Annotated in this window: 11 protein-coding genes and 3 pseudogenes; 6 read left to right on the forward strand and 8 right to left on the reverse strand. The window is 75.2% G+C overall.

Going from position 1 to position 12,187, the window contains the following annotated elements; translation table 11 throughout:
* Window positions 1-7 precede the first annotated feature (7 nt).
* The 4 genes and pseudogenes from KCH_RS33870 to KCH_RS33885 form a co-directional block, all read right to left on the reverse strand.
* The gene (locus KCH_RS33870; protein WP_035869621.1) at window positions 8-1,003 is read right to left on the reverse strand and encodes an ABC transporter substrate-binding protein; all 996 of its coding nucleotides are present in this window, start codon (window positions 1,001-1,003) and stop codon (window positions 8-10) included.
* Window positions 1,004-1,087: 84 nt separating this feature from the next.
* Window positions 1,088-1,918, reverse strand: coding sequence for an ABC transporter ATP-binding protein (locus tag KCH_RS33875; RefSeq protein ID WP_051653743.1), 831 nt, complete (start codon window positions 1,916-1,918; stop codon window positions 1,088-1,090).
* Window positions 1,915-3,053: pseudogene (locus KCH_RS33880) on the reverse strand (iron chelate uptake ABC transporter family permease subunit). The gene KCH_RS33875 and the pseudogene KCH_RS33880 overlap by 4 nt, the downstream one beginning before the upstream one ends.
* Window positions 3,050-4,063 (reverse strand): FecCD family ABC transporter permease, encoded by a 1,014-nt coding sequence (locus KCH_RS33885; protein WP_035869624.1) that lies wholly within the window; start codon window positions 4,061-4,063, stop codon window positions 3,050-3,052. The pseudogene KCH_RS33880 and the gene KCH_RS33885 overlap by 4 nt, the downstream one beginning before the upstream one ends.
* A 185-nt stretch (window positions 4,064-4,248) precedes the next feature.
* Here KCH_RS33885 and KCH_RS33890 point away from each other — a divergent pair, with 185 nt between their 5' ends.
* Complete coding sequence (locus KCH_RS33890) at window positions 4,249-4,935, forward strand: (2Fe-2S)-binding protein (RefSeq protein WP_244305549.1); 687 nt, start codon at window positions 4,249-4,251, stop codon at window positions 4,933-4,935.
* Between the two features lie 41 nt (window positions 4,936-4,976).
* The gene (locus tag KCH_RS33895; RefSeq protein ID WP_157032309.1) at window positions 4,977-5,555 is read left to right on the forward strand and encodes a hypothetical protein; all 579 of its coding nucleotides are present in this window, start codon (window positions 4,977-4,979) and stop codon (window positions 5,553-5,555) included.
* Between the two features lie 13 nt (window positions 5,556-5,568).
* Here the strand turns inward: KCH_RS33895 and KCH_RS33900 are convergent, their stop codons facing one another.
* Together KCH_RS33900 and KCH_RS47705 are read right to left on the reverse strand one after the other, a co-directional pair.
* The gene (locus KCH_RS33900; protein ID WP_035869629.1) at window positions 5,569-6,321 is read right to left on the reverse strand and encodes a maleylpyruvate isomerase N-terminal domain-containing protein; all 753 of its coding nucleotides are present in this window, start codon (window positions 6,319-6,321) and stop codon (window positions 5,569-5,571) included.
* Between the two features lie 344 nt (window positions 6,322-6,665).
* Window positions 6,666-7,564: pseudogene (locus KCH_RS47705) on the reverse strand (aminoglycoside phosphotransferase family protein).
* A gap of 85 nt (window positions 7,565-7,649) precedes the next feature.
* Between KCH_RS47705 and KCH_RS33910 the strand changes: the two are divergent.
* Window positions 7,650-8,096: a hypothetical protein gene (locus tag KCH_RS33910; protein WP_035869631.1), complete on the forward strand. Its 447-nt coding sequence runs from the start codon at window positions 7,650-7,652 to the stop codon at window positions 8,094-8,096.
* A 46-nt stretch (window positions 8,097-8,142) separates the two neighbouring features.
* Here the strand turns inward: KCH_RS33910 and KCH_RS33915 are convergent, their stop codons facing one another.
* Both KCH_RS33915 and KCH_RS33920 read right to left on the reverse strand, forming a co-directional pair.
* Entirely contained in the window at window positions 8,143-8,562 is a 420-nt protein-coding gene (locus tag KCH_RS33915) for a carboxymuconolactone decarboxylase family protein (protein ID WP_035869634.1), read from the reverse strand.
* A 133-nt stretch (window positions 8,563-8,695) separates the two neighbouring features.
* Window positions 8,696-9,705, reverse strand: a pseudogene (locus tag KCH_RS33920) (zinc-binding dehydrogenase).
* 145 nt (window positions 9,706-9,850) lie between these two features.
* Here KCH_RS33920 and KCH_RS33925 point away from each other — a divergent pair.
* From KCH_RS33925 to cpt, 3 genes are all read left to right on the forward strand, one after another.
* On the forward strand, window positions 9,851-10,534 hold the full coding sequence (locus KCH_RS33925) for a TetR-like C-terminal domain-containing protein (RefSeq protein WP_244305550.1): 684 nt from the start codon (window positions 9,851-9,853) through the stop codon (window positions 10,532-10,534).
* Window positions 10,535-10,676: 142 nt separating this feature from the next.
* Window positions 10,677-11,549, forward strand: coding sequence for an MBL fold metallo-hydrolase (locus KCH_RS33930; RefSeq protein WP_035869639.1), 873 nt, complete (start codon window positions 10,677-10,679; stop codon window positions 11,547-11,549).
* A 25-nt stretch (window positions 11,550-11,574) separates the two neighbouring features.
* Window positions 11,575-12,108 (forward strand): chloramphenicol phosphotransferase CPT, encoded by a 534-nt coding sequence (cpt, locus tag KCH_RS33935; protein ID WP_208866019.1) that lies wholly within the window; start codon window positions 11,575-11,577, stop codon window positions 12,106-12,108.
* The last annotated feature ends 79 nt before the right edge of the window (window positions 12,109-12,187 follow it).

Genomic DNA, 12,187 nt, shown 5'->3' on the forward strand with positions numbered 1-12,187 from the left:
GAAAGGGCTACTTGGGCGCGTCGACGCCGGCGGCCCCGGCGATGTCGCCGAGCATCCGGTCGGCGGCCTGGACGCCGATGCCGGACATCCAGGTCTCGTCCGGCACGGTGAAGACCTTGTTGTTCTTCACCGCGTTCAGGCCCTGCCAGACGGCGGTCTGCTGGACCTCGGCCTGCTTGGTCTTGGCCGGGTCGTCCGAGGTGGTGACGAACACCAGGTCCGCGTCGGCCTGGCCGAGCTGCTCGGGGCTGACGTCCAGCATCGCCTTGTCGACGTCCGGCGCCGGGACCGCCCGGGCCAGGCCGACGTCCTTGAGCACCACGCCGCTGAACGAGGCGTTCTGGTAGAGCCGGGTCGGGCCCGCGACGAAGCGGACCACCGAGACGGTCGGCGCCTTGCCGTCGTACTTGGCCCTGACCGCCTCACCGAGCTTCGCGGCCCGGGCCTGGTAGTCGTCCAGCGCCTTCTTCGCCTCGGCCTCCTTGCCCAGCGCCTGCGCGTACAGCGCCAGGTTCGCCTTCCACGGCTCGCCGGTGGTCTCGGCCATCACGGTCGGGGCGATCGCGTTGAGCTTGTCGTACACCTTCTGGTGACGGACCTTCGAGGTGAGGATCAGGTCCGGCTTGAGCGAGGCGATCAGCTCCAGGTTCGGCTCGTTCATCGGGCCGACGTCCTTGGTGCCGTCGACCTTGCCCTTCAGGTACGCGGGGAAGCCGCCCTCGGTCTTCAGGTGCGGGGCGACCGCGCCGACCGGGGTGATGCCGAGCAGGGTGACGTCGTCCAGCTCGCCGGAGTCCAGCACCACGACCTTCTTCGGCTGCGCCTTGATCTCGGCGGTGCCCATCGCGTGCTTGACGCTGCGCGGGAACACCGCGGCACTGTCGCCCGCGGCCCGGCTCGCGGCCGGCCCGGCGTCCGAGGAGCCCTCGCTGCCGCACGCGGCCAGCAGGGTGGTGGACAGGACGGCGGCGAGCACGGCGGCGGGGAGTCTGCGGTTGATCATCTCAATGTCCTTGCGGGGGAGGGGTTTCGGGCAGGGGTCATCGGCCGGCGGCGCACGGGCGCCGCCGGAAGCGCGGGGGCGGGGTCAGCGGCGGGCCAGCGGCACGACCAGCGGCGTGCCGGTCTCGGGATCGGGGATCACCCGGCAGGGCACCTGGAAGACCTCCTCGACCAGTTCGGCGGTCAGCACCTCGCCGGGCGGGCCGGCCGCTGCCAGCTCGCCGTCGCCGAGCACCACCAGGTGGTCGGCGTACCGGGCGGCCTGGCCGAGGTCGTGCAGGACCATCACCACCGTCCGGCCGGCGTCCCGGTGCAGGTCGGTGACCAGGTCGAGGACGTCCAACTGGTGCCGCAGGTCCAGGAAGGTGGTCGGCTCGTCGAGCAGCAGCAGGTCGGTGTCCTGGGCCAGCGCCAGCGCGATCCAGGCGCGCTGCCGCTGCCCGCCGGAGAGCCGGTCCACCGGCCGGTCGCGGAGCACGTCGGTGCCGGTGCGGCGCAGCGCCTCCTCGACGGCGGCCTGGTCGGCGGCCGACCACGGGGTGAGCATCCGCTGGTGCGGGTACCGGCCGAGCCGGACCAGCGCCTCCACGGTGACCGCCTCCGGGGTGACCGGCTGCTGCGGCAGCAAGCCCATCCGGCGGGCCAGCGCCCGGGCGGGCATCCGGTGGATGTCGGCGCCGTCCAGGGTGACCGTGCCGGCCGCCGGGTCCAGCAGCCGGACCAGGCCGCGCAGCAGGGTCGACTTGCCGCAGGCGTTCGGGCCGACGATCGCGGTGACCGCGCCGCCCGGCAGCTCCAGGTCCAGGCCCCGGACCACGGTGCGGTCGCCGTAGCGCAGGTGCAGGCCGTGCGCGGCCAGCCGGTCGGTGCTGCCGGACGCCGCCGGGGCGGGGGTCGTGGTGGCGGGGGCGGTCATCGGGAACTCCTCTGCGGCAGGCGGCCCTGACGGACCATCAGGGCCAGTAGCCAGGGGGCGCCGAGCGTCGCGGTGACGGCCCCGACGGGAAGGCCGTGCACCGGCAGCACGTGCAGGACGAGGTGGTCGGCGGCGAGCAGCAGCAGCGCGCCGGTCAGCGCGGTCAGCCCCAGCGTCGCCGGGGTCGGCGGCCCGCCAGCAGCCGCACCAGGTGCGGCACGGCCAGCGCCACGAACGCGACCGGCCCGGTCAGCGCGGCGGCCAGCGAGGCCAGTACCACCGCGAGCAGCAGCAGCCCGAGCCGCATCCGGTGCGGGTCCAGGCCGAGGCCGCCGGCCGAGTCGTCGCCGAGGTCCAGCACCGCGACCTGACGGTTCAACAGGAACACCGCCGTCACCGCGACCGCGATCGCCCCGCCCGCCCCCCACACCTCGGGCCAGGTCCGCCCGTACAGCGAACCGGTGGTCCACTGCAGCGCCTGACCGGCCAGCTCCGCCGGGAACCGGACGATCATCAGGTTGACCGCCGCCGCCAGGCCCGCCTGCACGGCCAGGCCCACCAGCACCAGCCGGGTCACCGCCATCCGGGCGCGCCAGGCGAACGTGCCGAGCAGCGCCGCCGCCAACAGGCCGCCGCCGAGCGCCGCCAGCGGGGTCAGCGCCTGCGAGGCGCCGGTCGCCAGCAGCAGCACCGCACCGAAGGAGGCGCCGCCGGTCACCCCGATGACGTCGGGCGACGCCAGCGGATTGCGGAACAGCCGCTGGAGCAGCGAACCCGCCACCGCCAGACCGGCGCCCGCGATCAGCGCGGACAGCACTCGCGGCGCGCGGAACTCCCGCACCACCAGCACGTCGCCGTCCGCGCCGAAGCCGAACAGCGCGCGCAGCGCGTCCGACGGAGCGATCGTCACCTGGCCGGTGGACAACGCCACCCCGGTCATCAGCACCAGCAGCCCGGCGGCGACGGCGAGCAGCAGCACGCTCCGGCGGCGGGCCCGGGCCGGCGCGCCGGACGCCGGCCGGCGCGAGGCCTGATCGGGCGTCAGCTCGTGGGCCGGGCCTGCGGAGGGCTGCGCGGCCGGGCGTGCGGAGGGCTGCGCGGCCGGGCCCGCGGAGCGCTTCGTGGTCGGGTTCATCGGGAGGCCACCTTCCGGGCCAGCACCGCGAGCAGCGGGGCGCCGAGGAACGCGGTGACGATCCCGACCTCGATCTCGGACGGCCGCAGGACCAGCCGGCCCAGCACGTCGGCGGTCAGCAGCAGCACCGGACCGGCGATCAGGCAGCCCGGCACCAGCAGGCGGTGGTCGTTGCCCAGCAGCGGGCGCACCAGGTGCGGGGCCGCGAGTCCGACGAACGCCACCGGGCCCGCCACCGCGACCGAACCGGCCGCCAGCAGCACCACCGCCAGACCGCCCACCACCCGGATCCGGGCCACCGGCACGCCCAGCGCCTGCGCGGTCTCGTCGCCGAGCGCCAGCGCGTTGAGCGCGGGGGAGACCAGCAGCGCGAGCAGGACGCCGATCAGGATCAGCGGCAGCACCTGGTACAGCGCGTCCAGGCTGCGGCCGCTGATCGAACCCGCCAGCCAGAACCGGGCCTCGTCCAGCGTCCGACGGTTCATCAGCATCAGCGCCGAGGTCCAGGAGGCCAGGACCGCGGACAGCACCGTGCCGCCCAGGGCGAGGCGCACCGGGTCGAGGTCGCCCGAGCGGCGGGCCATGCCGTACGCGAGCAGCGCGGCGCCCGCGGCGCCGGCGACCGCGAACCAGACGAACTCCAGCGGCCGGGACAGGCCCAGCGCGAAGATCGCGGTGACGACCGCGAAGCTCGCCCCCGCGTTGACGCCGAGCGTGGTCGGCGAGGCCAGCGGGTTGCGGGTCACGCCCTGGGCGACCGCGCCGGCCACGCCGAGGGCGGCGCCGACGGTCAGCCCGATGACGGTCCGCGGCACGCGCAGGCCCACCACCACGTCGGCGTCGCCGCCCCGGACCGTTCCGGACAGGGCGTCAATCACCGTGGAGAGCGGGATCGATCGCGATCCGAGGGCGAGGCTGAGCGCGGCGCAGAGCACCAGCACGCCGAGGCCGACAGCCAGCAGCAGAGGCCGCCGGACTGCCGGACGTCGAGGTGCCGGGGCCGTGGCCACCGGCGGTTCGGTTCTGAGCACAAGATTAAAGTCTGGTGAGGCTTACCTAAATTAGTCAAGCCGCCTGTAAGGTTTGGCTCACCTCAGTCACCCCGGGGGTCACCTTGCACCACCTGCCCGTCGGCCGTGCACGCACCGCCGACAGACTGGCCGATACGTACCGTCAACTCTACGCGATCTGCCCGGTGCTGACGTTCACCCAGGTCGACGGCGCGCCGGCCGACGGCCGCCCGTGGATCCCCGCCGACCGGCTCGCCTCCTCCGTCGAGCAGCTCGTCGCGGGCGAGAGCGCCCGGATCCGGAGCCGGCACGGCATCACCCCGCGGCCGCACGTCGCCGCCTCCCGGCTGCTGCACCACTACCTGTGGACCAGCTCCCTGCTGATCGGCGGAGTCTGGTACCTGGAGCGGCAGGTGCCCGTCCTCCCCGCCCGCGACCTGTGGATCGCCGCCGACACCGGCGAGTTCGCGCTCCGCCCCGGCGAGTGGCGGCCCGGCGACGAGGCCGTGCTGCGCGAGGCCGTCGCCGCCCACGTCGGGCCCGTGCTCGCCGCCTTCCAGCCGTACGTCCGGCGCGGTCCCCGCGCCCTGTGGGGCATGGCCACCGACGACCTGCTCTCCGGCCTCTGGTACCTCGGCCGGACGCTCGGCGAGGAGGACCGGGCCGTCGCCGTCGCCACCGCCCTCGTCCCGGCGGACGCCGCACCCTGGACCGGCCCCGCCGGCTTCCGCCGCGCACACGGGGAGTGGACCCGCACCCGCGACGGCTGCTGCCTGTACTACGCCGTCGATCCGGCGAACCCGTGCGGAACCTGCCCGCGCCGAAGAGGAGTTGGACGGGAAGTGGACACCCTCGGCGCGTGCGGGGGATAGGCTGCGCGGGCATTCGGGGGTTCATGCGAACGGGGTGGGGCGTGGAAGTTCTGCGGGGCAGCTACCGGGTGCACTTCGTCGCGGCATGGGTGCTGTGCGGCATCGAACTGCTCTGCCTGGCCGCGACCGCGCCCCCGCTGCGCTGGGTGGCGCCGGTGTGGCTGTGGGCGTCCACCTTCGGCGCGATCGTCCTGGTGGTGGCGGCGGCGCTGGCCCGGTCCTGGTCGGTGCCGTTCCTGCGCCGGGGCAGCGGCTTCGACCTGGTGCAGTACATGATGGTGCTGCCGCGCGGCCTGAAGATCTGCTACGTGGTCGTGGCCTGCCTGCTCGGCCTCGGCCTGGCGACCGCCGGCGGCGCGGAGGACGTCCACAAGGACTCCGCCGGCTACTACTGGACGAAGCGCGAAGCCGCCCACCGGGGCGGGCAGTTCGTCCGGGTGGACATCACCCGGGACGAGTGCGAGCGCCGGCGCGGCGCGCAGGTGCGGATCTTCACCGGCATTCCGGCCGTGTTCGCGCTGGTCGGCAGCTTCCTGGTGCTGGCCTCCGCCGAGACGGCCTACGGCACCGCCGTCACCGCCGCCCGCGCGGGGTCGGGCGCGCGACGGCGACGGGCCTGAGCCTGACGGGCACTCAGCCCAGCCGGGGCCAGGCGAGCAGCACGGCGAGGACGGCCGGGTCGCCGGTGACGCGCACCGCCGAGGCCGGGCGGCGGCGGTGCAGGGTGAGGAGCAACTCGCTCGCCGGGGCGGCGAGTTCGAGGGAAACGGGATCGGTGTCCGGGTCGAGCGGCTTCGCGCCGTCGGCGGTGAGCTCCACCAGCCAGCTCGGGCCCTCGTCGGCGTGGAGCCGGATCCGGGCCGGCGGGTGCGGCCAAGCGCCGGCGGTGCCCCAGGAGAGCGTGAGGAACTCGTCGATGCCGTCGAGGGCCACCGCCCCGGGCACCGGAAGCGGTGCGCCGGCCGCGAGTTGGGCGTCGTAGGCGTGCACGGCGCTCTCCTGCACCTGGTGCCGGGCGATCGCGCCGCTGTCGTTCGGGGCGCCGGTCTCCTGCCACCACGTCCAGCACGGGCGGTCCGGTCCGGCCTCCCGAAGTGCCGCCAGCAGCGCGGAGGTCGCCTCCGCCGAGCGGGCCAGCGCCTCGGCCGCCGAGAGCTCCCCGTCCGGCTCCGGCGGGGCCGGCACGAACTCGGCGCCGGCGATCACGGCGGCCGTCCAGAAGCGGTGCACGACGGTGAGGTGCGCGAGCAGGTCCGGCAGCCGCCAGTCCGGGCAGGTGGGGACGGTGGCCTCCGGGGCGGGCGCGGTGGCGACGGCGTGCCGCAGCGCCGCCGAACGCTCCTCGATCAGGTCCAGCAGGTCCGGAAAAGCAGGAGTGGTAGCCATGGCGTCTGCCTATCACGGGCGGACGGCGCGCCACCGGGAATTGTCGCGGGACGTGCGCCGAGATGTCGGCCGCCGACCGCCCGCCGTCGGACCGGGGACCGCCTCGCGGACGCCGTGCGGCGCGGCACCGGGCTCGTCCGCGTGCCGCAGCGAACTCGCGCGCCGCATCCGGGTGTTCGAGGCGGACCGCCGCCCTGGCGTCGAGGAGATGGCCGCCCTGCCCGGCGCGTACGGCCTGCGTCGGCACGAGGCCGTCGCGGCGCGGGAGGGGAGAACGGGTCGGTGCGCTGCGCCCGTTCGGACTCCCGGGGCCGGCGCACGCTGAGCGCCGGGGCCGCTCGGGCTCAGTGGTCCGCGAGGACGGCGCGCAGCCGGGTGAGGCACTCGGCGACGAACGCCGGGTCGGAGTGCCAGTAGTACGGGACGCCGCTGATCGCCACGGCCACCGCCCAGCCGCAGGCCCGCTGCCAGACCTGCTCGTCGAGGCCGAGCGCGGCGCGGTAGGCGTGCCGGGCGGCGGCCGGCACGTCCCACAGCGGGGCGTGCTCGGCGTCGGGGAAGCCGATCGACAGGCCGCCGAAGTCGATGACCGCGCACAGGCGGCCGTCGCGGACCAGCAGGTTGGACGGCTTCAGGTCGCCGTGCAGCCAGACCGCGGGGCCGGACGGGGCGGGCAGGGTGAGCGCCCGCTGCCAGATCGCCTCCAGCCGGTCGAGGTCCAGGTCGAGGCCGGGGAGGGCGCGGGCCTCCGCGAAGCGCTCGCGCACTCCGGCGTCGCAGGGCGCCAACTCGCCGCCCCGGTACCAGCGGAGGCCGTCGCGCTCGGCCTCGGGCGGCAGCGGGACGGCGTGCAGGCTGCGGACGGCGCCCGCCAGGTCGGCCCCGAACGCGGCCCAGTCGTCGACCGACCCGGGCCCGGGCACGGCGCCCTCGATCCACCGGTACACCGACCACGGCAGCGGGAACCCGGCCCCGGGACGCCCTCGTGCACCGGCTCAGGCACGGCGCACGCCAACTGCGGTGCCAGGCGCGGCAGCCAGCGCTGCTCCTTGCGCACCGACTCGGCCGTGCCGGGGGTGCGCGGCAGCCGCACGAGCAGGTCGTCGCCCAGCCGGAACATCCGGTTGTCGGTGCCCGACCCGGCCTCCCGGACCGCCAACCCGGCCCACTCCGGGCGCTGTTCGGCCAGCAGGCGGCGGACCAGGGAGGCGTCGGTCGGGATCTCGTCCTCGTGCAGTGTCATGCCGCCACCCTTCCGCACCGATCGTCGCGGCGCGAACGAAATATTCGCGGGCACGGCGGGCGGCCCGCGAGTACCATCCCCGGCCGTGACAGACACCTGGGAGGCGGGCCGACTGATCGCGGACGGCTTCGAGTACGCGGTCGTCGAGCACGAGTGGTACGACGGCCCGCGGGCCGGCCTGGCGCCCGTCGACGGGGAGTTGCACTACTTCCGGTGCTTCCGCTGGGACGACAGCGAGGAGCCGGACACCTACCACGTGTGGCCCGCGAGCGCGGCGGCCGCGCTGTGGGAACGTGAGTGGTGGGCGATCTTCGCGGCCTGGAACGCCCGGAGCGAGGCCGGTGAGGACACCCCGCATCCCGACTCCGGCGGCGTCGACGCCCGGTACGACGCGCTGGCGCGCCTGCTCGTCCCGCACCGTCAATGCCCGGACGGGGCGCGGCGGTTGATCGGTGAGCTGTACTTCGACGACGGCGACCGGTACCGCCGCGACGGCACCGACTACTGGTTCCGGTGGCACCCCGTCGGCTGACGGGCGCCCGCCGGGCGGTGGCACCCCGTCCGCCGACGGCCGGCCGTCAGGCGGGGAGGACCGGGAGCAGGCCGCGCTCGGCGAAGACCTGCTTGGCGGCGAGGGTGGCGTTCAGGGCGCGCGGGAAGCCGCAGTAGACGGCGGAGTGCAGCAGGGCCTCGACGATCTGCTGGGGCGTCAGGCCGACGTTCAAGGCGGCGTTGACGTGCACCCGGAGCTGCGGCTCGCAGCCGCCCAGCGCGGTGAGCATGCCGAGGGTGACCAACTGGCGGTCGCGCGGCGCGAGTCCGGGACGGGAGTAGATCTCGCCGAAGCCCCAGGCGGCGACCTGGTGGGCGAGTTCGGGCGACACGTCGGACAGCGCGGCGAGGACGTTCCGGCCGGCCTCGCCGTCGATCCGGCCGAGCACGTCGAGCCCGTGCTCGAAGCGCTCCCGGCGGGTGGTGGCGGTGTCGGTGGTGGTCATCGGGCTCTCCCTCGTTCGGCGGTGCGGGGCAACGGGGGAGACGGTAGGAGTTGGAGCGCACTCGAAGGCAAACGGCCCGGCCCGCCCCGGTGGAGCCGGGGCGGGCCGGACGCGCGGCGCCGCCGACGGGGCGTCAGGGCTTCAGGATGAGCCGGATCGGGTTGCCCTGCTTGGTGTGCAGGCGCTCGACGGCCTCCGCAGCCTGCTCCAGCGGGAGGACCTCGCTGACCGAGCGGGAGAAGTCCAGCCGGCCGCCGGCGGCGAGCGAGATCAGCTGTGGGACGGCGGTCTCCTCCGAGCCGTAGTGGCCGAGGATCTGCTGCTGGAGGTAGGAGAACCGGACGCTGTTGGCGACCGTCAGCGGCTGGTCGGTCAGACCCACCAGGACCAGGCGCCCGTGCGCGCCGAGCACCGTCATCGCCTGCTCGCGGACGGCGGGCACCCCGGCGAAGTCGAAGGCGGCGGCCAGGCCGGCCCGCCGGTGGCGGCGCCGATCTTCGCGGCCAGCTCCGGGTCCGCCGAGTCCAGCGCCAGGTCCGCGCCGAAGGCGAGGGCCCGCTCGCGGGCGGCGGGGGACGGGTCGACGGCGATCACCGGGTTGGCGCCGATCGTGCGCAGCAGCTGCACGCCGTGCGCGCCCAGCCCGCCGACGCCCCAGACGCCGACCGGCTCGGCCGGCCGGACCTGGCCGGTGGTGGTGATGGCGCCCCACGGGGTGGAGACCGCGTCCGGAATGATCGAGCCCTGCTCGAACGGGATCGACTCGGGCAGCCGGATCAGGGTGTCCGTGCGGGCGAGCGCGAACTCGGCCCAGCCGCCGTCGTAGTCCACGCCGCGCGTCCAGGTGATCCCGTCGCGCTTCTCGCCGGCCTGCAGGACGACCCGGTCGCCGACCTGCCAGGGGCCCGGCTCCGGCCCCAACTCTGCGACGGTGCCCGCCACTTCGTGGCCCAGTGTGACGCTCTCGCCGGGCAGGTACAGCGGCGTCAGCGAGCCGTCGATCAGGTGGACGTCCGACAGGCAGACGCCCGCCGCCTCGACCTTGACCAGCACCTGGCCGGCGCCGGGGACGGGACGCTCCACCTCCTCCACGCTCAGCTTGCGGGTGGGCAGGTGCAGACGGACGGCACGCATCCGGGCCATGGTCGATCCTCTCCGGCCGACGGCGGACTGTCGGCGGCCTCGTTGCCGCAACGCCCCGCCGATGGTCTATCGCAAGGCGACTTGCATTGCCGAGGCTACGTCGCGCTCCACGCCAATGCAAGGAGGCCTGCGTTAGGCTTCGGGCGTGTCGAGAGCAGACAGGTCGAAGCCGGGGCCGCGCCGCTCGGAGCCCCGCCCGCAGGGCGCGGAGCCCGGAGCGAACGAGCCGGAGGGGCGCGGCGCGCCGCCCGGCAGCGGGGCGCCCGCCCCGCTGCGCCGCCGGGGCGCGGCGATGCGGCGCGCCGTGCTCGACGCCACCGTGCGCCTGCTCGCCGAGGGCGGACTGGAGGCCGCCAGCGTGTCGGCGGTGGCCGCGGCCGCCGGCGTCCACGAGACGTCCGTGTACCGCAACTGGGGCACCCGGGAGCAACTGCTCCGCGAGGCGCTCGCCGACTACACCGACCACGCACTGCCGCTGCCCGACACCGGCAGCCTGCGCGAGGACCTGCGCCAACTCCTCACCGCCCTCGGCGCGTTCCTCGCCACCCCGGAGGGCCCCGCACTGCTGCACCTGAGCATCGCGCCCGCCACCGCCGAGACCCGAAGCGGCCGCGACGCCTACTGGGCCGACCGCCTGGAGCGCGCCGAGGTGCTGCTGCGCCGGGCCGCCGAACGCGGCGAGATCCGCGCGGACGCCGACCCCCGGGCCGCCGTCGAGGCGCTGATGAGCCCGCTGTTCGCCCGCCACCTGCTGCTCGGCGAACCCGTCACCCCCGAGTTCCTGTCCGCCCTGGTCGACCTGCTGGTGGACGGTCTGGCCCCGCGCTGACCCGCCGTCGGCAGAGCGCCCCCGTCCACGAAGCACAAGACCCGGACCCCCTTCCGGTTTCCCCCCGCCCCGGGATACCTCTTGAAGGAGCGGGCCGCGACGGCCCGGTGACGATCCGTTACCGACTTCCGGGGGCAGTGTCATGGACGAAGACTGGTACGTGGACGACCGGTGCACCGGCTGCGACGTCGCGCGGCAGCTCGCGCCGGAGCTGGTGGTGCAGGCCGGCCGGCGCTCCGAGGTGGTGCGGCAGCCGCGGACCGCGGCCGAGCTGGCCGACCTGAACGCCGCCGCCTACGCCTGCCACACCCGCTCGATCCGGCGCCGCTCCGGCCCGCTCGACCCGGCCGCGGACCCGTACCCGCTGGCGATCGACGAGAACGTGCTGCTCTGCGGCCACAACTCGCGGCGCACCGCCGGGGCCAACTCGTACCTGCTGCGGCGGCCCGGCGGCACCCAGGTGATGATCGACACGCCGCGCTGGTCGGAGTCGCTGGCCGCCCGCTACGAGGCGCTCGGGCCGGTCACCGACGTGCTGCTGACCCACCGGGACCACGCCGCGCACGGCCGCCGCTACGCCGACCGCTTCGGGGCCAGGCTGTGGATCCACGAGGGCGACCTCGAATTCGCGCCCGACGCCGACCGGGTGATGCGCGGCACCGAGCCGATCACGATCACGGACGGCGTGGTCGCCCACCCCGTACCCGGCCACACCGAGGGCAGCGTGCTGTTCCTCGCCGACGACCGGTACTGCTTCAGCGGCGACACGATCTACTGGTCGCGCACCGCCGGCGCGCTGGCCGTCGCCGAACACGTCACCTGGTACTCCATCGAGGCCCAGGCCGCCTCGCTGGCCCGGGTCGCGCCCGGGCTGCGCTTCGAGTGGATGCTGCCGGGCCACGGTGACCGCAAGCAGCTGACGGCCGATCGGATGGCCGAGCAGCTGAGCGCCCTGGTCGCCCACGCCGGCCGGCTCCGGCCCGGGCCGGTGGACTTCGCCGCGCACCGGTGGTGAGCGCCCGCGCGGGTACGGTGGGCCGATGACCATTCGGGTGATCGTGCTCAACGGCGGTTCCAGCAGCGGGAAGAGCAGCCTCGCCCGCGCCTTGCAGGCACAACTGCCGGAACCCTGGCTGACGTTCGGCATCGACGACCTGATCGCGGCGATGCCTCCGGCGCTGCTGGAGGGGGGCGGCGGCATCGAGCTCGGGGAGGGCGTCGTCACGGTCGGCGACGCCTTCCGGCGGCTGGAGGGCGCCTGGATGGCCGGCGTCGCCGCCACCGCCCGGGCCGGCGCGCCGGTCGTCGCCGACGACGTGTTCCTCTCCGGCCCGGCCTCCCAACAGCGCTGGCGCACGGCGCTGTCGGGCCTGGACGTGCTCTGGGTCGGGGTCCGCTGCGACCCGGACCAGGCCGCCGCCCGCGAACGCGCCCGGCCGGACCGCACTCCGGGCATGGCCGCCGACCAGGCCCTCCGGGTCCACGACGGCGTCCACTACGACCTGGAGGTGGACACCACCCGCACCCCGCCCGCCGCCTGCGCCCGCACGATCGCGGACCGGCTGGGCGGGTAGCCGCCAACGGGTCGGCGAGCCCAGAACTGGGCATCCTGGTAAAGACTTTGACGATTCATTAGAATTCCTTGCCTCGGGG

This window comes from Kitasatospora cheerisanensis KCTC 2395, from assembly GCF_000696185.1.
Taxonomy (GTDB): Bacteria; Actinomycetota; Actinomycetes; order Streptomycetales; family Streptomycetaceae; genus Kitasatospora; species Kitasatospora cheerisanensis.